18 protein-coding genes are annotated in these 22,174 nt (G+C 62.1%); 4 read left to right on the forward strand and 14 right to left on the reverse strand.

Features of this window, described 5'->3' with window-relative positions; all coding sequences use genetic code 11:
* The first annotated feature begins 102 nt into the window (after positions 1 to 102).
* Positions 103 to 1,008, forward strand: a complete 906-nt coding sequence (yddG, locus tag SKZ59_RS08725) for an aromatic amino acid DMT transporter YddG (RefSeq protein ID WP_319991417.1) — start codon at positions 103 to 105, stop codon at positions 1,006 to 1,008.
* 93 nt (positions 1,009 to 1,101) lie between these two features.
* Here yddG and SKZ59_RS08730 read toward each other — a convergent pair whose 3' ends face one another.
* The 9 genes from SKZ59_RS08730 to SKZ59_RS08770 all read right to left on the reverse strand — a co-directional run bounded on the left by SKZ59_RS08730 (position 1,102) and on the right by SKZ59_RS08770 (position 12,688).
* Entirely contained in the window at positions 1,102 to 1,389 is a 288-nt protein-coding gene (locus tag SKZ59_RS08730) for a hypothetical protein (protein WP_034755607.1), read from the reverse strand.
* 65 nt (positions 1,390 to 1,454) lie between these two features.
* Positions 1,455 to 2,813 carry a Vps62-related protein gene (locus SKZ59_RS08735; protein WP_319991418.1) on the reverse strand — a complete coding sequence of 453 codons (1,359 nt, stop codon included), beginning with the start codon at positions 2,811 to 2,813 and terminating at the stop codon, positions 1,455 to 1,457.
* Between the two features lie 120 nt (positions 2,814 to 2,933).
* Positions 2,934 to 3,983 carry a helix-turn-helix domain-containing protein gene (locus SKZ59_RS08740; protein WP_319991419.1) on the reverse strand — a complete coding sequence of 350 codons (1,050 nt, stop codon included), beginning with the start codon at positions 3,981 to 3,983 and terminating at the stop codon, positions 2,934 to 2,936.
* Positions 3,984 to 4,112: 129 nt separating this feature from the next.
* Positions 4,113 to 5,276 carry an MFS transporter gene (locus SKZ59_RS08745; protein WP_319991420.1) on the reverse strand — a complete coding sequence of 388 codons (1,164 nt, stop codon included), beginning with the start codon at positions 5,274 to 5,276 and terminating at the stop codon, positions 4,113 to 4,115.
* A 90-nt stretch (positions 5,277 to 5,366) separates the two neighbouring features.
* Positions 5,367 to 5,948, reverse strand: a complete 582-nt coding sequence (gene vioE, locus SKZ59_RS08750) for a violacein biosynthesis enzyme VioE (RefSeq protein ID WP_319991421.1) — start codon at positions 5,946 to 5,948, stop codon at positions 5,367 to 5,369.
* A gap of 9 nt (positions 5,949 to 5,957) precedes the next feature.
* Entirely contained in the window at positions 5,958 to 7,076 is a 1,119-nt protein-coding gene (locus SKZ59_RS08755; protein ID WP_319991422.1) for a tryptophan hydroxylase, read from the reverse strand.
* Positions 7,076 to 8,365, reverse strand: coding sequence for an NAD(P)/FAD-dependent oxidoreductase (locus SKZ59_RS08760; RefSeq protein WP_319991423.1), 1,290 nt, complete (start codon positions 8,363 to 8,365; stop codon positions 7,076 to 7,078). The genes SKZ59_RS08755 and SKZ59_RS08760 overlap by 1 nt, the downstream gene beginning before the upstream one ends.
* A 1-nt stretch (position 8,366) precedes the next feature.
* The gene (gene vioB / locus SKZ59_RS08765) at positions 8,367 to 11,384 is read right to left on the reverse strand and encodes an iminophenyl-pyruvate dimer synthase VioB (RefSeq protein ID WP_319991424.1); all 3,018 of its coding nucleotides are present in this window, start codon (positions 11,382 to 11,384) and stop codon (positions 8,367 to 8,369) included.
* Positions 11,381 to 12,688 (reverse strand): FAD-dependent oxidoreductase, encoded by a 1,308-nt coding sequence (locus SKZ59_RS08770; protein WP_319991425.1) that lies wholly within the window; start codon positions 12,686 to 12,688, stop codon positions 11,381 to 11,383. The genes vioB and SKZ59_RS08770 overlap by 4 nt, the downstream gene beginning before the upstream one ends.
* Before the next feature lie 331 nt (positions 12,689 to 13,019).
* On the opposite strand from SKZ59_RS08770, the gene SKZ59_RS08775 reads away from it, so the two are divergent.
* Positions 13,020 to 13,250: a hypothetical protein gene (locus SKZ59_RS08775; RefSeq protein WP_072453413.1), complete on the forward strand. Its 231-nt coding sequence runs from the start codon at positions 13,020 to 13,022 to the stop codon at positions 13,248 to 13,250.
* A 315-nt stretch (positions 13,251 to 13,565) separates the two neighbouring features.
* Positions 13,566 to 15,797, forward strand: coding sequence for an NADP-dependent isocitrate dehydrogenase (locus SKZ59_RS08780; protein ID WP_034756379.1), 2,232 nt, complete (start codon positions 13,566 to 13,568; stop codon positions 15,795 to 15,797).
* A 93-nt stretch (positions 15,798 to 15,890) separates the two neighbouring features.
* Here the strand turns inward: SKZ59_RS08780 and SKZ59_RS08785 are convergent, their stop codons facing one another.
* The 3 genes from SKZ59_RS08785 to SKZ59_RS08795 are packed head-to-tail and all read right to left on the reverse strand — an operon-like array spanning position 15,891 to position 18,168.
* A complete protein-coding gene (locus tag SKZ59_RS08785) occupies positions 15,891 to 16,334 on the reverse strand; it encodes a DUF411 domain-containing protein (protein ID WP_319991426.1) in 444 nt (147 codons plus the stop codon).
* A gap of 56 nt (positions 16,335 to 16,390) precedes the next feature.
* Entirely contained in the window at positions 16,391 to 16,777 is a 387-nt protein-coding gene (locus SKZ59_RS08790) for a hypothetical protein (protein WP_319991427.1), read from the reverse strand.
* A gap of 47 nt (positions 16,778 to 16,824) precedes the next feature.
* Positions 16,825 to 18,168, reverse strand: a complete 1,344-nt coding sequence (locus SKZ59_RS08795; RefSeq protein WP_319991428.1) for a bifunctional diguanylate cyclase/phosphodiesterase — start codon at positions 18,166 to 18,168, stop codon at positions 16,825 to 16,827.
* A gap of 256 nt (positions 18,169 to 18,424) precedes the next feature.
* Between SKZ59_RS08795 and SKZ59_RS08800 the strand changes: the two genes are divergently transcribed.
* Positions 18,425 to 20,047 carry a hypothetical protein gene (locus SKZ59_RS08800; protein WP_319991429.1) on the forward strand — a complete coding sequence of 541 codons (1,623 nt, stop codon included), beginning with the start codon at positions 18,425 to 18,427 and terminating at the stop codon, positions 20,045 to 20,047.
* Between the two features lie 79 nt (positions 20,048 to 20,126).
* Here the strand turns inward: SKZ59_RS08800 and SKZ59_RS08805 are convergent, their stop codons facing one another.
* The gene (locus SKZ59_RS08805; protein ID WP_034755636.1) at positions 20,127 to 21,491 is read right to left on the reverse strand and encodes an amino acid permease; all 1,365 of its coding nucleotides are present in this window, start codon (positions 21,489 to 21,491) and stop codon (positions 20,127 to 20,129) included.
* 153 nt (positions 21,492 to 21,644) lie between these two features.
* Positions 21,645 to 22,085 carry a thioesterase family protein gene (locus SKZ59_RS08810; RefSeq protein ID WP_319991430.1) on the reverse strand — a complete coding sequence of 147 codons (441 nt, stop codon included), beginning with the start codon at positions 22,083 to 22,085 and terminating at the stop codon, positions 21,645 to 21,647.
* Positions 22,086 to 22,174 lie beyond the last annotated feature (89 nt).

Consider the following 22,174-nt stretch of genomic DNA (forward strand, 5'->3'; position numbering starts at 1 on the left):
ACCGCTGATTGCCCTGGCGAACGACACCGTGTATGGTCTCGCAAGCCCGGCGCCTGGCTGGTGCCGCCGGGCGTTTGATTGCCTCATCTGAATGACATACACATGAAAAATACCAACAAGGCCACCCTGACCGGGCTGGGCGCCATTCTGCTGTGGAGCGCCATTATCGGGCTGATCCGCAGTGTCACTGACCTGCTGGGACCCACGGGCGGGGCGGCGATGATGTACAGCGTGGCGTCAGTGTTCCTGCTGCTGTCCGTGGGTTATCCGAGGCTGAGCGAATTTCCGCGACGCTACCTGGTCTGGGGCAGTGTGCTGTTCGTTACCTATGAGCTGTGCCTGGCGCTGTCGATAGGCTATGCCAGCACGGCGCGTCAGGCCATCGAGGTGGGCATGGTGAATTATCTGTGGCCGACCTTCACCATTGTTGCGGCCATCCTGTTCAACGGGCAAAAGAGCAATTTCCTCATCGTGCCGGGCTTCCTGCTGTCCGTCGCCGGCATCTGCTGGGTGCTCGGTGGCGAGCAGGGCTTTGACGTGGCCGGCACCGTGGCCAATGTGCGGAGCAGCCCGCTCAGCTATGGCCTGGCCTTCGCGGGCGCGCTGATCTGGGCCGCGTATTGCACCGTGACGGCGCGCCTTGCGCAGGGCAAGAATGGCGTGACCCTGTTCTTCATCCTCGTTTCCATCAGCTTGTGGGTTAAGTATTTGCTGCAAGGGGGCGGCCACATGGCGTTCACTGCCGAGGCCGTCACTTATCTGGTCCTGGCCGCCGGCGCCATGGGCTTTGGCTACGCCGCGTGGAACGTGGGTATTTTGCACGGTAACGTCACGATCCTCGCTGGCGCCTCGTATTTCATCCCCGTGCTGTCCGCCGCGCTGTCGTCGCTGCTGCTGCGCACGCCGCTGTCGCTGGCTTTCTGGCAGGGCGCGGCGATGGTGTGCGGCGGCGCCATCCTGTGCTGGCTGGCGACGCGGGCGGGACGTGCCAGGCCGGTCATCAGCTAGCACTAGCCGAAACACGCCGCCGCGCAACCGGCCAGGCGGTGCGGGCGGGGCTATTGACGCTCGCGCCATGCGGGCAGGATCAAGGTATCGCCATCAGAAAGTCCTGCAGCCCGGACCGGGAGCGAGTCCCCACGACTTGCCGAAGCTGCCCCGCTTGCACGCTTCAAGCGTGAGATTGGGCCTGGATTTGCCGCTGCATTGCCGCGCGGACCAGCAAGGGGCGTGGCCTTGCTGGTCCGCGGCGGCATCCTTCTCTGCCTTGGTGGTGGCCGGGCTGGCCGCCGCATTTTCCTTGGGTGTTTCCTTCTCCTGCTTGGCGGCACCCGCCATGGAAACGGCCGAGATCAAGGCGACAAGGCAAAATAGACGTTGCAGTTTCATATAAACCTCCTGGTTGGATGAGAAATGTCAAACACACTGTTGTACTGCTGGGAAAGAACGGCGATTCAATTTTCCATGGCTTCTGGCGGGCTCGCCTTGTCCGGCGGGGGAATGTTGGTGCGGTCCTGATTCCGGTAGGCGATGGGCCTGATCTGCGTCCCATCCGAGCGCGTCACCACCAGGTCGGTCAGCAATTGCCATTGCCATACACGCGCCGTTTCCTTGAAGATCAGCTGTTCCGAGTATTCGACGCTGGTCTCTTCCGTGCGGCCGCTCAGCTGCGTTAATGAAAATGTGTTGGTCATGGAAAGGGATGCCGAGGCGGTGGGACCTTCGAACACGGCACCGACCTCGACATTCGTGGTGATCGACGTCGACCGTTCGAAGGTCGTGGATTCTTCTTTGGTCACGCCGACGCGGTAGGTTGTCGTCGTGGTGCCGCCCCCGGTCGGCGATAACACGTTGTAGCAAAAGTAATACGGCTGGGCGGCGATGAAATAGAAGGGTGACGTATATGGCTGGTCGGGTACGTTGCTGGCGTCACCGGGGATGGCGGTAAACGGGACGATCACGACTGGGCTCAAGCCGGCCTTCAGCTTGTGGTTGACCACAATTGCCGGGTCCAGCTCCGGCCGTGGCGGGCCTGGAAAATCAAATGGCTCCACGTCGAGGCAGGCCATGGGGAGGCGCAAGTAAAATGCCGGCAAGCTGCCATAGGTATACGCCAGCGGCGACAAAAGGACGTATCCATCCTGAACATCCTTCCATTTGTCCGGGCGCGCCTTCGGCGCTTCCACGCTGCCGCTGCTGTGCCATCCGTGTTCTTGCCATACGCGGATCTTGTCGACGGAAATGCACAGGTCTTTTCTCACGCACCAATAGTTGCTTCTGTCCGGTTCCCTGGCGTTAAAGCAGATGCCAAGCGCGTAATAGCCATCGGGCGCAATGGGCTGCCAGTAGCAGATGTCCCGGGGGTTTTTGGAGCCTCTGTCATTGACCAGAAAACGGAACCCCGTCGGATGCGCCAATGCGGGACCCAGGTCAGACGGCGGCGCTTCCGGGCACGGTGACAGGTAAAACATGGGAGACGCCCGGGGCGGCTGATACGGCGGAGCCAGTCTGGTGGACACCGCGATGTCGCCGACGGGCAGGCAATTCGCATCGCGCTGCCCGCTGCCCGTGAAATGGTAAAGGCCGATCCACGGCATGTTGTTCAGGTCGGGGGGGAACGTGCTCAGGTCCAGTTGGCTCCATACTTCGGTGAACTCATCCGGCTTGGCTAAAGTCAAACAAATTTCACCGTAGCGCACCGCCGTCTTTGTCCAGTCCCTGGAGCGCACCGCCTTGACGATGGCGGCGTTCGCCTTTTCATTGTACGGAGCCAGGGCAGGGGCGAGGATGGCATCGTTGTTGTCGTTACGCATGGGTGCAGAACTCCGTCGAGAGTAGGAACCGGTCCCGCAGCTGTCGCGGGCGGGTAGGGAACTTGATTCTCCATCCCCGGTTCATGCCGACTTGACACCCTGTTTCACTTTTTTAAAATATTATCTTGAGGAAAGATCATTCCGGACTGTGCCTGAACTGTTCCCGAATTGTTCACGAAAATCGCGCGGCGACATGCCATACGCGCGGCTGAACGCGCGTGAGAAATCGGAGGCGCTGTTGAAGCCCAGTCCCAGCCCGATCTGCGTCACGGCAAGATGGCGCATGCTGGTCAGTTCATGTGCCGCGTCGCGCAGGCGGCAATGGCGGATGTAGGCGGCCAGGCCCCCCTGGGATTCAAACAGGCGGTAGATGGTCGAGCGCGCGACGGGAAACGCCCGCATCACGCCGTCCGGCGTCAGGTGTTCTTCGTGCAGGTTCGCCTGGATATAGTGTTCGATCTGTCCCTGCAGCGCGGCGCGGGCGACAGCGCGCCCATGCTCTTCCAGGCGCTGCTGCTTGGCAAATGCGGCAATGATCAGCCGGGCGCACGTGCGTAGCGTCTGCTCTTGCTGATCTGCCGGCAACGCTGGCAGGCGCTGGCATAGGATATTCAGGTAAGCCGGCAGCATGCGCGTCAGTGGCGTGGTATAGCCGACGATGCGGCCATGAATGGCTTCGGCGTCGGGCAGGTGCGCACTGACCGCGGCACGGGGCAGGAAGAAGGCCAGTACATGCGCCCGCGTCGGCCGCACCATGCGCATCGGCTGGTTCATGTCCAGGGCCAGTATGCCTGGCGTGTATTGCAGCGCTTTTGCGCTGGGGCGCGTCGTGCTGGTCTCGATAATGCCCTGGACGGCGATGTGAAAGACGAAATCGCGCATGCTGTCGGTGGAGATGCGCTCATTGCTGCGCAGCTGGGTAACCGCGTCCGTGCGGCTATCCAGATATGCCATGTCCGGCAGCAAGTACGTGTCGAGTTCTGCGTGAAAGCCATTGCCCAGCTGCTGGCGCCTTACCTGGAGGTCAAGGAACCGGCCCAGATAATCGCGCCAGGCCAGTAGCTGCAGTTCCTTGTGCTCGCTGGCGACGCTGAAGTGCTGCCGCGTCAGCCCGCTGACGGGCGGCGTGCGGGCATGCCTGATGTCACGCGCGGCAAGTAGGTCGCGCATCGCCGTGGAATATTCCTGGCTCAATGGTGGTGGCTCCAGCGCTAGAGGGTAGCTGTTGCCGGCAGCTTGTCAGCCAGCACCATGATCTTGCCGGGATTGGGCCTGGCCGTCAAGACACGTCGCCAGCCGCTAATGCGACAGCACCGAATCGCGCGACTTGTGCCCGAGGTAAGGCAGCAAGCTGATGAGACCAAGCACTGCCAGCGCGACACCGACCCACAGCGGCGAGCGCAAGCCGTAGCCGGCGGCGATGCCGAGGCCGCCGAGCCATGAGCCGGCGCCCAGGCCGATGTTGATGACCGAGGTATGGACGGTGTTGACCAGCGGCCCCGGATGGGCGGTCTTCATCACGCGGGCGATGATGGCGGGATTCATCGACATGCCGACCAGGCCCGTGACGACCAGCAGGGCAACGCTGATGGTCTTGTCGTGCGCAAAGACGGCGAACAGCGCCAGGCTGATACTGAGGATGACCATGCCCCAGACCATGATGACGGTGGTGTAGCGGTCCGCATAACGGCCGACCACGCCATTGCCCACTACATTGGCGATGCCGTAGACGCCCAGCAGCCAGGGGATAGCGGACGTCGGAAAACCCGTAATTTCCGTCAGGATGGCCGCGAAGTAGCTGAATGCCGCGAAAATCGCTCCGATGATGAGGCCGCTGCTGGCGTACGCCGCCCACAGGTGGCGGTTGCGGAATTCGCCCAGTTCCTTGCCGAGGCTGACGACTTCGGATGGCTTGGTGCGCGGCACCAGCACGGTGATGAGCGCCAGACACATCAGCGCCAGCAGGACCACCAGCCAGAAGCTGGCGCGCCATCCCAGGTGCTGGTCGATGAGCGTGGCGACCGGCACGCCCACCACCGAAGCGAGCATGAGGCCGCCGATCACGACGGCGGCGGCGCGTCCGCGCGCGTTGGGGCTGACGATATCGGCGCAGATCGCCAGGGACAGGCCAAAGCAGGTGGCGGCGGCCACGCCCGTGACCACCCGTGCGACGGCCAGTACGTCATAGCTGGTGGCGGAGGCGGCGACGGATTGGGCAAGGACATAAAAGCCCAGCAGCCACAGCAGCCCCTGCTTGTTCGGCACGCGCAGCTTGAGCAGGACGACGGTGCTCAGCGGCCCGCCGATGACCATGCCCATGGCGTAGAGGGAGATCAGATAGCCGATCCGTGTCACCGGTTCGTCCATGGCCAGGGCCAGTGACGGCATCATGCCCGCCACCATGAATTCGGAAGTGGTTAACGAAAAGATCGTCAACCCCAGAATGTAAACAACCAGCGGCATAGCAATATCCTTCGAGAGTAATAACAAAAAACACTAGCCAGGGATGGCGCGCGCCGGCCGCATGCGGCCCTTGCACGCGCCATGCCCTGGTCAGGTGTTGCAAGACGTAAAGACGCTGTCCGGAATGTCGCCGACAGACAGGTTGGGAAAGTCGCGTACCGAACGGTGCTGCGGGTCATTGCCTGTGACCATGCGCAGCAGGCGGTTGCCACCGGCCTCCAGGTAAAACACCGATGGCGGCTTGCCCGCTGGCTCGACTACCCAGGCATCCGCCTCCCGGCCCAGCACGCTATGGCGGCCGTCGTGACGGGCGCCGCCGTCCAGCAGCACCGCTTGCGGCAGGAACAGCGCCTGAAACGGCGTCACCTCGTCGGCCAGTGCCGTTTCCTGCAGCTGTGCGCCAGTTGCCTGCGCCTGCCGTGCATAAGCCACTTTCTGCTTGCGGCTTTGTTCACGCCGGGCGTCGCCGATTTCCGACATCCACAGCAGGTGTCCATGTTCCTTTTCCGGCCAGGGGTTGAACAGGCCATCGATGCGGCAGATGTTGCGCGCATAGTCGAACCAGCAATAGCCGGACGTGATCTGGTCGTCCTCCTGCATCGGCGTCCAGTAGGAAACATAGGCGCTGCTCCATTGCATCGGCAGCAGCGGCGGGGAGACGTGTGTCGGCATGGTATCTCCCTAGCGGCCCAGCGCGTAGCCTAGGCTGGCCATCAGCGCTTCCTGCAGCGATGGCAAGTCCTTGCGGCGGGCGTCGAAGCTGTCGGTCAGCTCTGCATTGCTCAGGTCGATACGCTCGCCTACGGTTTCAAACCACAGGCGGCTGGCGTTGGCGTGGTCCTTGAACAATTGCATCAGAGGCACGGCGCGGGCGTTGAAGCTGTCCAGGGCGGCGGCCGTGCCAGCTTCGGTGTTGAGGATTTTGACCAGCAGCAGGGCCGCCACCACCGCCATGGTGGTGCCATGGCCGATGGAAAAATGCCCCGATTGCAGCGCATCGCCGAGCAGGAAGAACTTGCCGTCGCAGGCCCGGTCGCGGCTGAGGGTCATGAAGTTGCGCCAGCCCTGGCCCGGTTGGCTCTGCAGCCCATGTTCGCCGAGCTCGGCTTTGAACGTCTTGGCGATATATGCGGCGGCGTCGCGCTCGGACAGCGCTTCCAGGCCGGCCCTGGCGTACGTTTCTTCGCTGCATTCGACGATAAAGGTGCTCATCGTGTCCGAGTATTTGTAGGCATGGCCGATGAAAATGCCTTGCTCATTGCTGCGGAACACCAGGTTCATCTGGTCGAACAGCTGGGTGGTGCCGTACCAGATGTATTTGTTGCGGCCGAAATCGATGTGCGGCACCAGCGCTGGCGGCAACTCCAGCGATTTGTAATTGACGCCGTTCGCTACCACCACCAGATCGTACTCGGCTTCCAGCTGCGCCCGGGGCGCCGGCGGCGTTTCATAGCTGATCGCGATGCCGGCCGCCACGCACTTGGCGCGCAGCGCCTGCACCAGGGCCTCGCGCCCCACGCCGCACAGGGTCACGCCGGTGCTCATCAGATTGGGCTGGTCGTGGTGCACGAGCTTGAATTCTTCCAGGAACTGCGGATTGAGCCGTTCCGGCTGCTCCAGATAGGAGAGCGGATTGGCGGGATGGCGCGGCGGGCGTCCCGGCAGCACCACGCCCCAGCCCAGCACTTCTTCCGGGGTGTTTTTTTCCGTGATGCTGATATTCCAGCCGGGCTGGGCTTGTTTCATCTGACTGGCGAAGAGCAGTCCTGCGGGGCCTGCGCCGATAACGAGAATGTTCATTAATTTACCCTTCCAAGTTTGTACCAAACGTTTTGTTTCTTCTGGATTTGCTGCAATTCATCGTAAGGAACCGATGTGAAGTACAGTTTCTCCGCCATGTCTGGCGGATAAACACGGGGGAATTTCTTGTGCATGTAGCGCGTGTAGCGCGTCTGCAGGAAGAAAATCAGATTCGGATTGCTCAGCGCTTCATAGTTGGCGATCGCCATGTCCTGCATGGCGTCCGCCTGCACCTTGCGCTGCTGCGTGAACTCGGACAGGGCAGGGCCCAGGGCATTGCCGTGCTTTTCCAGTAGGGAAACGAAGACGTGGACGTCTTCCAGCGCCATGTTCATGCCTTGTCCGAGGAAGGGGGCGGTGGCATGCGCCGCATCGCCGATCAGCAGGATATTGGACTTGTAGTGGAAGGTGCTGGAACGGACATTGATGAGGTCGTTGCTGGGCAGCGCCATGAACTGGTCGAGCATCTCCTTGCGGCGGTCCGGCGGCAGGTTGCCGAAGTAGCGGCTGAAGAAGTCGGCCATGGCTTCGCGGTTGAGCGTGCCCAGGCTGGGCGTGCCCGTGTAGGGCAGGCACAGGGCGAAGCTGATGCTGCCGTCCGGAATGGTGGCCGCGCGGCCGGCAAACAGGCCCTTGGAATCCATGCCGAAGAAATACAACAAATCCTTCCGGAAACCCAGATCCGCCGCGTTCGGCAAGACCAGCGTCTTGTAGCCGTGGCGGAAGTAACTCTGTCTGAACTCGAAACGGCGCACGCCGCTTTGCATGGCGCGCCGCACGGCCGAGTGGGCGCCGTCGGCGCCGATGACCAGGTCGCCATGCAGCTGCTGCACGGCGCCGTCCGGGCCCTGGATCAGCACGAGCTTTCTTTCCAGGTCGACATCCAGGCATTTATGCTCAAAGTAATACTTCACTTCGTGCAGGGCGGCATGCCGGTTCAGCAGGCGCTGGAAGGCGGTGCGGTCCAGCGACAGGGGAAACAGGCCTTCGAGCGGGGTCAGCTCGCGTATGCGGTGCCGGCCGCCCACGCAAAATGCCATGCCGACGATGGGTTCGCCGCACTGGTCGAGCTCCTGCTTGCTGATGCCAGCTCCCAGGACGGCCTTGATGCCGCGTACCGTCATGCTCACGCCGATGGCGCGCGAGTTGACCGGGTCGGAGCTGGCGGCATTCTCCAGCAGCGGATCGCCGCGTTTTTCGATAACGTGGACATCGTGTCCCCGTTGCGCCAGATAAATGGCGCTGAGGCTACCTGCCAGGCCTCCGCCGACGATAATGATTTTATGCATTTCAAGCCTCTCTTGACATCTTTCCCCGAGATAAATCGGTAAGTTGCTGATTAAAAAACTCCAACATCTCTATCGGCGCCATGCCGATGACATCGCTCTCAAGGCCGCGCGCGTACTGCGCCAGCGCCTGGCATTTCTGCGCCAGCATGTTGCAGCCCAGGCTGTAGTCGCTGCTGATGAGGCTGCTGACGGGCTCTGGCACGGGCGGTCCCGCATGGCGGCCGGGCACGCCGGACGGCATGTTCATCAGAGCGGCCGACAGGGGACGCAACAGGCCGGTCATGATGTCGATCGATGCATTCATCAGGCGCGAGCGGCGCAGGCTGCCCAGCGGCCGCTGCGCGAAATGGTGCGCCATCATCAAAAAGGTCAGTTCGTAGCAGCCTTGATACAGCTGCATCAGCGCACGCGCCTTCCGGTCGGTCACCACGGTGCAGTCCGCACGCGCTTCCAGCACGGGATTCTTCAGCGCCGGCAGCGCCGGCTCGAACGGTTTGCCGCAGGCTGAAAACTTGCCGGCCACGGCGCGCAGCCGCTGGAAGTGCGACGAGGCGAAATGCGGCGAATCGACGGCCACCCCTTCCCCCTGTTCGGTGACGAAGTCGATGGCAAACAGCGCGCTGTCGCGGTCCGATACTTCCAGCTGGTAGCCGGGATAGGCGCGGTTGGTTAGTTCTTTCAGGAACAAATGGTGTTCGCCGCCGCGCTTGCCGCCGCCGCTCTCGAACAGGCCGGGCAAGTCGGCAACGGCCTGGCGGATCGCGATATAGAAGGTGGCGATGGATTTGCCTGGCGTGGGGATGTAGTCGGGCCATTCGAAACGCACGAAACGGGCCAGCACGTGTTCGGAAAATGGCTCGAACGCAAATTCCGTGTCCAGGCCGAAACGCTTGCGCGCCAACTGGCCCATCACCGGGGTGCCGCTATAAAACGGTTCGCCAAGCGCCATCAGCACATTGTTGACCAATAAATAGTGAATCATTTCTTCATGGGCGATCTCCAGCAGCGCGCCGCGCGTGCCGCTGTTGCGGCGCCGGTCTTCGGTGCCGCAGGCCAGTTCCAGCTCGGCAGGCAGCCAGCGGCCAGCCTGCACCAGCGCCGCCCCCTGCGCATAGTTGGGAATCGAATACGCGGCATACAGGTACTGCAGCATCAGCGACAGTTCCAGGTCGATGGCCTTTTTCAGTTCCTCGATCAGCTCGGCCTTGCTGCCGATGACAGGCGGCACCGCCGCTTCCGGCACCGCCGCCTTGGCCTTTGCCTCGACCTGCGTCAGGTATTTCAGGAACAGGCGCGACTTTGGCAGCGACAGTTCGCGGGTGCTGGGCATGTAGTAGCTCTTGTCGCGGTTCCGCGGATCGCACATCTGCCACATCAGGCGCGAATAGGTTTCGCACTTGCACTGGTCCGCCAGGCTGAAGACCTTGTCCGACATGAATGGATACACGAGCTCGTAGTAGCTCATCACATGCCGGTAGAGGAAGGCGTAGTCGACCTGTTCGGCCGGTACGTCATCGAGGTCCCAGTCGTCGGGCAGCACGCGCACGCCGAGGTATTGCTTATCCTTGCCTGCCCCCAGCACGATCCTGGTCGCGCCCGGCTGGCGCCCCGTCAGGGTCAGCGCCGTGTAGCCATGTCCGAGCGGCGACGGCTGCCGCTCCACGGCCAGCAGCGCGCCGTCCTCGGCCTGCGCCGGCAGGGACGCGGGCGCCGCCAGCTCGCCGCGGAAGCGGCTTTGCACGGTGATCGTCTGCGGAAATTGCTCCTGCTTGGTGCGGTTCGGCGCTTCCAGGTACAGCTGGTTGCTGTCCGATTGCAGTACCCAGTCGGTTTCGTCCCACTGCGCCTGCGCGCTGCCCAGGCTGAGCGAACCCGTGGCCGCGCCGGCGTGCTGCAGCGGCACGTCGAAGACGCCGTGATGGCGCCAGTAGTCGCGGTACAGTTGCTCGGGTATCCGCGCCAGCAAGTTGCCGGCGCCGTCCCGCAGCAGCAGGTCGCCGAGCGCCTGCTTGTCGCCCAGGGCATGCGTGGGATGCTGTTCCGAGACGGCGTGCGGGTCGCGCGTGGTGAAGGGAATGGCGGTCGGCATGTTGAACGCGACGCGGTCCGCATGCATTTTCACCAGCACCGGTCCCAGGCAGGCCTGGCGCGGCTGCAGCAGGCGGCCGGCCGGATAGCTTGCCAGCTCGTCGCGCCGCCACAGGCCGATGCTGCCGGCCAGGTCGTAGAACACGGGCGAATCGGGTTTGAGCGGCGTCGACATATTGAACAGCGCATATTGCACCGTCAGACCCAGCACCGCGTCGTCGGCCAGGGCTTGCCGCAAGGCCTGCATGCTGGCCGGCAGCGGCAGATCCCCGTTGAGCAGGAAATGCGGATCTTGCTTGGCCACCGAAAACTGGAACAGCCTGGAGCGGGCGAATTCCTCGTCCAGGAAATGCCCGCTGCGTTCCGTGACATGGCCGCTGCCGAGCCAGCGTACCGAGTGCGCCTGCGCGATATCGGCTGTGAACAAGGTGGGCGTGTTCGGCGTGGCCAGCTTGTCGCTCAAGGTAAACTGGCCGGCGTAGATCAGCGTGGTGTCCGGCTGCGATGGATTGTTGTCGATCCACCTGGCGCGGTTGGACGTCGTGCGCAGGTACTCGTTGTAGTGGCCCCACAGGGCCAGCTTTGCGCCCACGAGCGCGTCCTGCGTATCGACCTCGCCAGTGCCAAGTTGGACGCCCGTGATCCGCGCGTTTTCCCACGAGAAATGGTTGTTGCCGCAAAAATTGTAGCCTGCCGCCTGGCTGAAGATGCCGTCCGGATCGGGTTTGCCCTCTGCATTGAAGCGGGGGGCAAGCTGTTTCAGGTGTGCATGGAATTCGGACGGCGGCCGGCTCAGGTCGACGGCCTCGCCCGCCATCGATACCGCATTCGTGGCGATATCGATGTTGCCGTGCGTATTGCGATTCCCCGTCGGCACATTGGCGCGGGCAAATCCCCGAAAGTGCAGGCGGGGGAAGTCAAGTAGGCTCATGCGCGCTCGGTCGAGGAAGTGATGAAGGTATCGTTGGCGGCCGCGACCTCGTCCAGTTGAGCTAGCCGTTGCAGCAACAGGCCGCTGGCGTGCTGGGCGCTGATCAGGCTGCCTTCCATCCAGCCGCAATGCGCGGTATAGGCATCCGAGCAGGAAATGATGCCGTCCCGGTGCAGCAGCACGGCCGGGTGTTCGGCTTCCGGTTCCACGCAAAACTCGACGCCATGCGGCCAGAACTTGTGGAAGTGCGCCTTGATCCGCGGCAGCGGCTGGCCATCGAGCGGCAGGACTTCTTCCAGGTGGCTGCGGACACGCTCCAGGTACACGTCTTCACCGAGTTCCAGGCTGTCGCGCCAGTAGGTGGCGCTTTTGCTGTCGGTATAGAACAGCACATACTTGTCGCTCTTGAAGTAGATCTTGCGCAGGGGATTTGCCGCCATCAGCACCTTGTCGGTCAGCCCAAGCGCGTCCCACCAGGCCGTGTCGAACGTGAAGAAACCCTTGAACAGGGGCAGCGAGTCGTACTGGAACGGGCTCCATGCGGCCGGGAAATCCAGGTTCAGGCGCGGCATGGCGGATGGCGGGATCGCCATCACCAGATGACGTGTGCGGTGCATCTGCGTGTCGCCGTGGTGGCCGAAGGCGAGCACATGGTCGGTGCCCGATTTTTCAACGGACAGCAAGCGATGTTCGAGCTGGAATTCCACGCCGGCGACCTGGGCCTGGTGCTGCAACTGGCACAGCAGCGCGTGGTAGCCATCGGTGGCGTAGTGCCACTGGTTGGTGGCGTTTTCCGTGAAGTGCTGCGTTTCCGGGTGTTTCTTGATGATGTCGTAGGCCATGGCCGCCGACACCATCGGCAGCAGCAAGGCGTCATAGCCGGTCGCCTTGATGATGTTGCTGGCCTTGGCGGCGCCCAGGTAATGGCTGACGAAATCGAGGAAGGAGAGGTTAGGATGCTCTGTCAGCCTCGGGCTCAGCTCATCCAGCGTCGCCTTCAGCTCGTCGAGCACGCTATCGTGGGAGATGACCTCGGTGAACGGGTAGACCGCATGCGGCAGACCGCTGCCCTGCATCAGTTGCTGGAAATGCGGATGCAGCTGCGGCGAATAGCGGGCGGCGCCCAGTTCGGCGATTTCCTCGCCATCTATCTTCCGCGACTGGATGCGGCCGCCCACGGTGGCATTCAGGTCGAATACCCGGATGCGCAGCTTCCTGTCGGCGGCGGCGCCGATCAGGCGGTTGGCGCAAGTCAAGCCGCCTATGCCGGCGCCAACAATGCAAATGTCAGAATACGTGCTCATACGAAATTCCTTTTTAACGTTCATTAATCAAAAGGCTGCAAAATCGCCAGCAAAAGTTGTCCCTGCACGTGTACGCAAGGGATGGGACGCTGCGTGTTACGGCACTTGGCGAGCGTTATCAGCTGGGGAATGAAGAGCCTGGCGAAAACTGGCGTTGTGTCTGGAATGGTTGAGTCTTGGCAGCAGAGTTTCTGTTTCAAATCAAAGATGGCACCGACATTAGCCCAGGCATCGGGCTGTCAATTTGATAAATATCAATGTAGTTGCCGTCTGCCAAGCGTGCGCTGATATCGCGGAAATATTGCTACGCTGCTCGCAAACGGGAGGCGCCATGTCCGACATCATCGAACTGTTGCAATGGCCCGCCATGGCCGCTTCGCTGCTGGCGGCCTGGCTCGTGGGGTCGCGCGCGGCCGCACGGCGCTTTGCCGGCTTCTGGGTTTTTCTGTTCAGCAATGTGCTGTGGGTCTGCTGGGGCTGGCATGACGGGGCCTGGGCCCTGATCGTCCTGAATGTCTGCCTGGCGTTGACGAACGTGCGAGGGATCGTCAAAAACGAGTGAGCGGGACAGGATTTGCTCGAATATATTTCTGTTTACATATTTGTTTCCATTGGTGCATACATGGCCTGTGGGCCTGCTTGCATCTATTTCCTTGCGGAAAACCGCCATATTCTCCCGTCTGTCTCAGATATTTGCTGTCTTATATAAGATTCGACGCCATCGGATACACAAACAGCGGCAGGACAGTCTAAAATACGTGGTGGGCAAGCACGGCGTCACCGCCGGCACACTAGCCGTCCAAAGCAAGGCTAACCGTCCTGTGTTTGGAATGAAGAAAGTTAACCACCAGGCATCACCGCATACAAGGGAATGAACATGGCAACACAAAAATCCAAAATCATCTACACGCTGACTGACGAGGCGCCGCTGCTCGCGACGTATTCCCTGCTGCCAATCATCAAAAAATTCACCGCGCCGGCCGGCGTGGACGTGGTGTCCAGCGATATTTCGGTGGCGGCACGTGTACTGGCCGAATTTCCCGAATTCCTGACGGACGCGCAAAAAGTCCCGAACACCCTGGCTGAACTGGGCAAATTGACCCAGAATCCAGACACCAACATCATCAAGCTGCCGAACATCAGCGCCTCGCAAGGCCAGCTGATCGCTTGCGTGCGCGAATTGCAAGGCCGTGGCTACAAGCTGCCGGACTACCCGGAAGATGCGAAGACGGAAGAAGAAAAAGCCTTGAAGGCCCGTTACGGCAAGTGCATCGGCAGCTCCGTCAACCCGGTCCTGCGTGAAGGCAATTCCGACCGCCGCGCACCGAAGGCCGTCAAAGAGTATGCGCGCAAGCACCCGCACTCGATGGGCGAATGGAGCCAATCGTCGCAAACCCACGTCTCGCACATGCACCATGGCGACTTCTACCATGGCGAAAAATCGCTGACCCTGGAAAAGGCGCGCGACGTCAAGATGGAACTGGTCACGGCCTCGGGCAAGACCATCGTGCTGAAACCGAAGGTTTCCCTGCAAGCGGGCGAAATCATCGACAGCATGTTCATGAGCAAGAAAGCGCTGCTGGAGTTCTACGAGAAGGAAATCGACGACGCGTTCAAGACGGGCGTGATGTTCTCGCTGCACGTCAAGGCCACCATGATGAAGGTGTCGCACCCGATCGTCTTCGGCCACTGCGTGCGCATCTTCTACAAGGACGCGTTCGCCAAGCACGCCGAGCTGTTCGACAAACTGGGCGTGAATGTCAACAATGGCATGAGCAACCTGTACGACAAGATCGACACGCTGCCAGCGTCGCAAAAGGATGAAATCCTCAAGGACCTGCACGCCTGCCACGCGCACCGTCCGGAACTGGCCATGGTCGATTCGGCCAAGGGCATCACCAACTTCCATTCGCCGAACGACATCATCGTCGACGCGTCGATGCCAGCCATGATCCGTATCGGCGGCAAGATGTGGGGCGCCGATGGCCGTCCGAAAGACGTCAAGGCAGTCATGCCGGAATCGACTTTTGCGCGCATCTACCAGGAAATGATTGGCTTCTGCAAATGGCATGGCAACTTCGATCCGAAGACCATGGGCACCGTGCCGAACGTGGGCCTGATGGCGCAGCAAGCGGAAGAGTACGGTTCGCACGACAAGACGTTTGAAGTGCCGGAAGGCGGCATCGCCAACATCACCGACCTGGAAACGGGCGAAGTGCTGCTGACGCAAACGGTGGAAGAGGGCGATATCTGGCGCATGTGCCAGGTCAAGGACGCGCCGATCCGCGACTGGGTCAAGCTGGCCGTCACGCGCGCGCGCAACTCGGGCATGCCTGCCGTGTTCTGGCTCGATTCCTACCGTCCGCACGAGAACGAAGTCATCAAGAAGGTACAGGTTTACCTGAAGGATCACGACACCAAGGGCCTGGACATCCAGATCATGTCGCAAACGCGCGCCATGCGCTACACCCTGGAACGCGCCTTCCGCGGCCTGGACACCATCTCGGTGACCGGCAACATCCTGCGCGACTACCTGACCGATCTGTTCCCGATCCTGGAACTGGGCACGTCCGCCAAGATGCTGTCGATCGTGCCTTTGATGGCCGGTGGCGGCATGTACGAAACGGGCGCCGGCGGTTCGGCACCGAAACACGTCAAGCAGCTGGTGGAAGAAAACCATCTGCGCTGGGATTCGCTGGGCGAGTTCCTGGCCCTGGCCGTGTCGCTGGAAGACATGGGCATCAAGACGGGTAATGCGAAGGCCAAAATCCTCGCGAAAACCCTCGATGAAGCCACGGGCAAGCTGCTGGACAACAACAAGTCGCCATCGCCACGTACCGGCGAACTGGACAACCGCGGCAGCCATTTCTACCTGGCCATGTACTGGGCGCAAGCTCTGGCGGCGCAGAAGGACGATGCGGAACTGGCAGCGCATTTTGCGCCAGTGGCCAAAGCCCTGGCCGACAACGAAGAAAAGATCGTTGCCGAGCTGAAGGCAGTACAAGGCAAGGAAACGGATATCGGCGGCTACTACCTGCCAGATCCAGCGAAGACGGAAGCGGTCATGCGTCCTAGCGCCAGCCTGAATGCGGTATTGGACAGCATCTGATGCAGTCCTGACAGGCGGCAGGTTCTTTGCTGCCTGACATGAAAAACGCCGCCGGAAGCGATTCCGGCGGCGTTTTTCATTTCTCCTCAGTGCCTATTTGTAGGGTTTGTAGACCTCGGTGCTGCCATTGCTCTTGACCAGCAAGACGTCATACGCATCCTTGCGCGGTCCTTCCATGCCAGGCGAACCCATCGGCATTGCCGGCACGGCCAGGCCTTTCGCCTTGGGTTTTTCGCGCAGCAGTTGCTTGATCTCGCTGGCCGGTACATGGCCTTCGATGGCGTAGCCGTTCACGAGGCCCGTGTGGCAGGAACCGAGCGCGTCGGGAATGCCGGCCAGCTTGCGGTATTGCGCCGGCATCTCGACATTTTTCGCGCGCACCGTAAAGCCGTTCGTTTCCAGGTGCTTGATCCATGCGGAACAGCAGCCGCACGAGGCGCTCTTGTAGACTTCAATGACGGGCAGGGCCGCCATGGCGAACGTGGGCAGGCCCAGCATGGCGGCGAAGGCGCCGCGCACTAATAAATGTTTGATCATGTGTTGCTTTCAGACGAAGTAGGTCTATCGTGGCCACCTGGGTGGCCTGCTTTTATTTAAGCGGAAAGCGGTCTAGGAGGCCGGCGTAAGCCGTCGGGAATGAATCCCGTCAGCAGGGTGGCATTGGCTACGGCGGCGTGTTCCGCGCCGTTGAGCACGGCGGCAGGCAGGGGGAAATAGGGCGGCATCAGCGCGCCCAGGCAAAAGCTGGAACAGGCGCCGCACGCGGGGTGCTTGGCAGGGGACTTGCTGTTTTCTGATGTGCTGGCGCTGTCCGGGATGGTGGATGATTGCGCATCGTGATGCTGGCAGGCGGCCGTCATGGCGGCGGCAGGCGAGGCAGCGAGCGGCGCACACAGCCGCGTGGCGCCCGCAGCGGCCGCTTGCAGCGGCACCGCCGTGATCAACAGCAGGATCAGCCATGTTTTGAAGAGTCTCAGCATCGCGGGAAAGTATAGCATGGGGGCACTGTCGCCAGGAGCGGCATCCGCTAGCGCGAGGCGGCGGCCAGCACCTTCGACGCGTACATGGCCCGGTCCGCATGGCGCAGCAGCAGCTGCATGGTATCGCCGTCTTCCGGATAGTGGGCCACGCCGATGCTGACGGCGATCTGCAATTGCTGTCCGTTGCCCAGGTGTAGCGGCGCGGCCAGGGCCGCGTGGATCTTTTGCTCGATCAGGCTGACATCGGCCGGCGTGACATTGCTTTCCAGAAGCACGACGAATTCATCGCCACCCATCCTGGCCAGGGTGTCGGTTTCGCGCATGCAATCGCGCAGGCGGTTCGCCACCGTTTGCAGCAGCAGGTCGCCACAGGCATGGCCGTGGTCGTCGTTGACGCGCTTGAAGTTGTTCAAGTCCAGGAACAGCAGCGACAGCCGGCCTTCCTGGCGGTGCGCGCGCGCGAATGCCGTGTGCAGGCGGTCGTGGAACAGGCGGCGGTTCGGCAGGCGGGTCAGTTCATCGTGCATGGCCATGAACTGCATTTGCGTCTGCAACTGCCGGCGCTCGATGGCGGTGGCGAGCTGCTTGGCGACAAATTGCAGCAAATCCTGATCTTGCTCGGTGCCGATGACGGCGTCCTGGCCGCCTTGCAAGGCCAGCGCGCCGATGCTGCCCATGGACGAATACAGCGGTACGGCAAGCCAGCACGAGGACAGGGCGCCGGCCGCCGTTTGCAGCGCAGCCGGCAGGCCGGCCAGTTGTCCCGCCTGCAGCAGCAGGGGGCGGCCGCTGCGCAGCACTTCATCGCACAGCAGGCTGGCCAGCGAAGACGTTGGCTGCGGCGCGCTGTCGTCGGCATGGCAGGTCATCAAAGGCTGGGCGCCGTGTTCGTCGTGCAGCAGCAAGGTCAGGCTACGCGTGGGCAAGTGTTCGCCGATGATGTGCTGGATGCGGTGCAGCAAGGCGGGCAAGTCTTGCGTCGCCTGCATGGCTTCGGAAATGGCGTACAGCGCGGCCTGCTTCGCCTGCGCCTGTTTCAGCAAGGTGATGTCGCGCGCCACCGCCACGCGCAGCTGGTCGGCGGCGGACCAGCGGGCCGTCCACATGATGTGTGCCAGGCTGCCATCCTTGCGCAGGTAGCGGTTTTCGAAATGCGTCTGCGCATGGCCATCCATGATGGCGCGCGCGGCGGCCAGGGTGCGGGCGCGGTCGGCGGGAGCGACCAGGTCGAGCATCTGCTTGCCGACCATTTCCTGCTGCGTGTAGCCGAAGATGCGTTCGCAGGCGGCGCTGACGAAGACGAAGCGCCCGTCCACGTCGACCATGCACACGGCGTCGAGCAACAAATCGGTAAAGCTGGCCAGCGGCGCGCGCAGAATCTTGTGTTCCATACGATACATTTTGAGACATTCCCGGCGGTGAATCAACTTGTTGCGGGGCGGCTGGGTCATCCGTATGAAAATGTTTCATTTCCCCGACACTCATGCTTTGCCGTTTCTTGCCGTTATAGCAGTATTGCCACGCAGTACTTGCCACCACGTCAGATAACGTGACACAAGGCTTGCCTGGCGCCAGGTGATTGCAAAAAAACTAACCATATCGAACTTTTATGATGCCCCTACTCGCCACTTGCAAGGTTACAGCGCCATGACCTCCATTTCTCCACTGTCAAACTGGAATAGCGCCCCGTCAGGGGCTTCCTCCGCCACGCCGAACCGCACGCAGGCGGCATCGCCGTCGTCCCCATCCGCGCCGTCTTCCATCGTTGCCCTCAGTCCGGAGAGCGTGAACGACAGCAAACCGGCCGCGCTCGTGAAGCCGCCGATGGTGTGGGAAAGCGCGACACGCAACAAGGTCAGCGACGCGATGACGAAGAGTTTTTCCTCGTATGCGTTTGGCGGCCGCTTCAGCGGCCTGGGCGCTGCCATGCTGGGACAGGCCAAATTGGGCAACTACAATTTCTCGCAGGCGATGCGTCAGCCGCCGCCGAGCGCCACGCCGAATGTCTATGCGGCGTCCGGTATCGCGCCGGGCAGCCTGCATGGCAATGGCGAAGACAGGGTTTCCCTCAGCATCACGACCAAGAGCGGCGTGGAAGTCAAGCTGTCGCTCGACAGCCAGGGCGACGGCCTGGCCGTGAGCATGACGACCAGTGGCGACCTCAGCGACGCTGAGGCGAGCGCCCTGGGCGAGCTGGCGAAGGGCTTCCAGGAAGCCATCGACGGCATGGGACAAAGTACGCCGAAAATCAAGCTGGAAGGCTTGATGCAGTTCGACCAGCAGCAGCTGGCCTCGGTGAAACTGCATGCGGAAGTCAAGGTGCGCGGCGAGCCGGAAAGTATTCAAACCCTGGACTTCCAGGCCGATGGCGCGCAGCGCAAGGTCAGCTTCAGCGGCGTGGCCGGCAGCCTGGACCTGAAGGTCGACGCCAGCGCGCTCAATACCCTGGGCAGCAAGGAAAAGCAGGCGAAGGCGCTGGGCAGCTACCTGAAGCAGTTCGACCAGGCGGCGTCGCGCGGCCATGGCGACGCGGGCCTGGTGGCCATGCTCAAGGATAGCTTTACGGCCTTGCACAGCAATACCGCCGCGCCGCAGGTGGCCACGGACAGTCCCGAGACGGGCAAGTGGCGCCTGGCGGCCGAAGACAAGTCCATCCTGACGGGGCTGGCCGATTTCAGCGCCTCCGTGTCGCAGGCCGTGAAATTCAGTAATCCCATGCGCAGTTCGGAAAAGGATGGCTTCAATTATGACGTGTCGCAAAAGACGCTGCAGGCCGGCGCCAGCCAGGATGAGCGTTCGGTCAGGCAGCAGCAGCAATCGAAGCTGAGCGCCAGTTTCCATGAGACGCTCGTCCCCGGCGTGCCGCTGCGCTTGCTGGACAATACGGAATCGCAGAACTATACCTACCACCAGATCGAAGATACGGCCAGCAGCGACGCGCAGGTGGCCTACAAGGATGGCAAGATGGTCAAGGCGAGCTTGCGGCAGGAGGGCAACCAGTCCGAGCATGTGATGAAGTATTTCCTGGGCAAGCTGGAATCGGACAAGACGACGCCAGGTAACTATTCCGTGCTGCGCGACCTGCTGCCTGTGCTGGGTCCCTACAAGACGGGCGAGCTGGGCATGACTCCCGAGAAAAAGGCGGAGCAGCGCCAGCAGGCGATGCTGACCTTGAGCGACGACGTGCTGCTGCAATCGTATGCGGGCCAGAGCATCGGCCTGTGGCGAACCGATGTGCAGCCGGGTGCAGGCGAGGCCGCCGCCGCTTAGTAATAGCGCGCGCTGAATGCAAAAAGCCCGTCTGCGAAGACGGGCTTTTTGTTTGCTGATTGCAAAATACTGCGCAAGCCTATGCCTTGGCCTTGTTTTGCTTGATCCAGTAGCCAATGCCCAGCGCGGCGAGCCACACGGGGATCAGGTAGACGGAGATGCGCAGGCCCGGCGTCAAATACATGATCACCAGGATGCCGGCCAGGAAGACCAGGCACAGGTAGTTGGTGAACGGGTAGCCCAGGCTCTGGAACAGGGTCGTCTTGCCCTCGGCCTTCTTCTGCGCGCGGAAGCGCAAATGGATCCAGCTGATCATGGCCCAGTTGATGATCAGGGCCGACACCACGAGGCCCATCAGCACCTCGAACGCTTCGCCCGGCATGAAGTAATTGACCACCACGCAGGCGCCCGTCGCCAGCGCGGACACGCCCAGCGCCGCCAGCGGCACGCCGCGGCGGTTCAGGCGCAGCAGCGCGCGCGGCGCATTGCCTTGCTTGGCCAGGCCGAACAGCATGCGCGTGTTGCAGTACACGCCGCTGTTGTACACGGACAGGGCGGCCGTCAGCACCACCACGTTCAGGGCCGTGGCCACCAGGTTGCTGTCGAGCGCATGGAAGATCAGCACGAAGGGGCTGCCGCCGGTGACGACGTTTTGCCATGGGTACAGCGACAGCAAAATGCCCAGCGCGCCGATATAGAAGATCAGGATGCGGTAGATGGCCTGGTTGGTGGCGCGCGGGATCGTCGTGCTCGGATCGTCCGCCTCGGCCGCCGTGATGCCCACCAGTTCCAGGCCGCCGAACGAAAACATGATGACGGCCATGGCCATCACCAGGCCCTGCCAGCCATTCGGGAAGAAGCCGCCGTGCTGCCACAAGTTGGCTACCGACGCCTGCGGACCCGCGTCGCCGGAAGCGAGCAGGTAGGCGCCGAAGACGATCATGCCGATGATGGCGACCACCTTGATGATGGCGAACCAGAATTCCATCTCGCCGAAGGCCTTCACGTTCAACAGGCTGATGGCGTTGATGGCGCAAAAGAAGATGAGGGCCGAGACCCAGGTTGGCACGCCCGGCCACCAGTACTGCACGTAGATGCCGACGGCCGTCAGTTCGGCCATGCTGACGAGCACATACAGCACCCAGTAATTCCAACCCGACAGGAAGCCGGGCAGGTGGCCGCAGTATTTGTCGGCGAAATAGCTGAACGAACCGGCGACGGGTTCGTCGACCACCATCTCGCCCAGCTGGCGCATGATCAAAAAAGCGATGACGCCGGCGATGCCATAGCCGAGCAGCACGGAAGGTCCGGCCATCTTGATGGTTTGCGCGATGCCCAGAAACAGGCCGGTGCCGATGGCGCCGCCCAGGGCGATGAGCTGGATGTGGCGGCTTTTCAGGCCGCGCTTGAGCTCTTGTGGTTCGGTAATCCCGACTGCCGTCATATGTTTTATCCTGTTTTTACGGGGCTGAGGTCGCTGATTCTAAAGCATGGACGGGCAAAGCAGGAGCGAAATGCATGTTGCACTGCGGAGGCGCAAGAAAAGCCCCGCATCTTCGCCGAACGGTGCGCAAAACGGCCGCCCAGGCGTCTGCTTTTACGCGCCGGCCGCGACGATGGCCGGTTCGTACACGGCCAGGAACTCGGGCGGCAGGCGGCGCGCGCGGCCGCTGCTCAGTTCGATGCAGATCAAGTCCCAGCGTCCGCGCACGACGGTGGCGCCGTCGCTGTCGCGCACGAGCTGGAAGCGCCGCTCCATGCTGGAACGGCCATCGCTGGCGCACAGCCAGGTGGCCAGGGTCAGCGCTTCGCCGGCCCGCGTCGGCAGCAGGTAGTCGTATTCGCCGCGGCGTATCGCCATGGCCCGGTCCAGGCGCCGGTAATCGTCGAGGTCCAGCCCCAAGGTGGCCGAATGATGCCAGGCGATATGCTCGCACCAGCGCACATAGACGGCGTTGTTCGTGTGCTGCAAGCCGTCGATGTCGTCCGGTTCCGGCGTGACGGGCAGGGTGTGGGCGTGCGGATAATCCCAGTTCAAGTGCGTTCCTTTCGATACGGTGGCGGCTGATTGTACGTGCTTGCGCTGCGTCCTGTCTGCGGCGCACGCATGGAAAAGCGCTGTTTTAT

This window comes from Janthinobacterium sp. GMG2, from assembly GCF_033949445.1.
GTDB classification, from domain to species: Bacteria; Pseudomonadota; Gammaproteobacteria; order Burkholderiales; family Burkholderiaceae_D; genus Janthinobacterium; species Janthinobacterium aestuarii.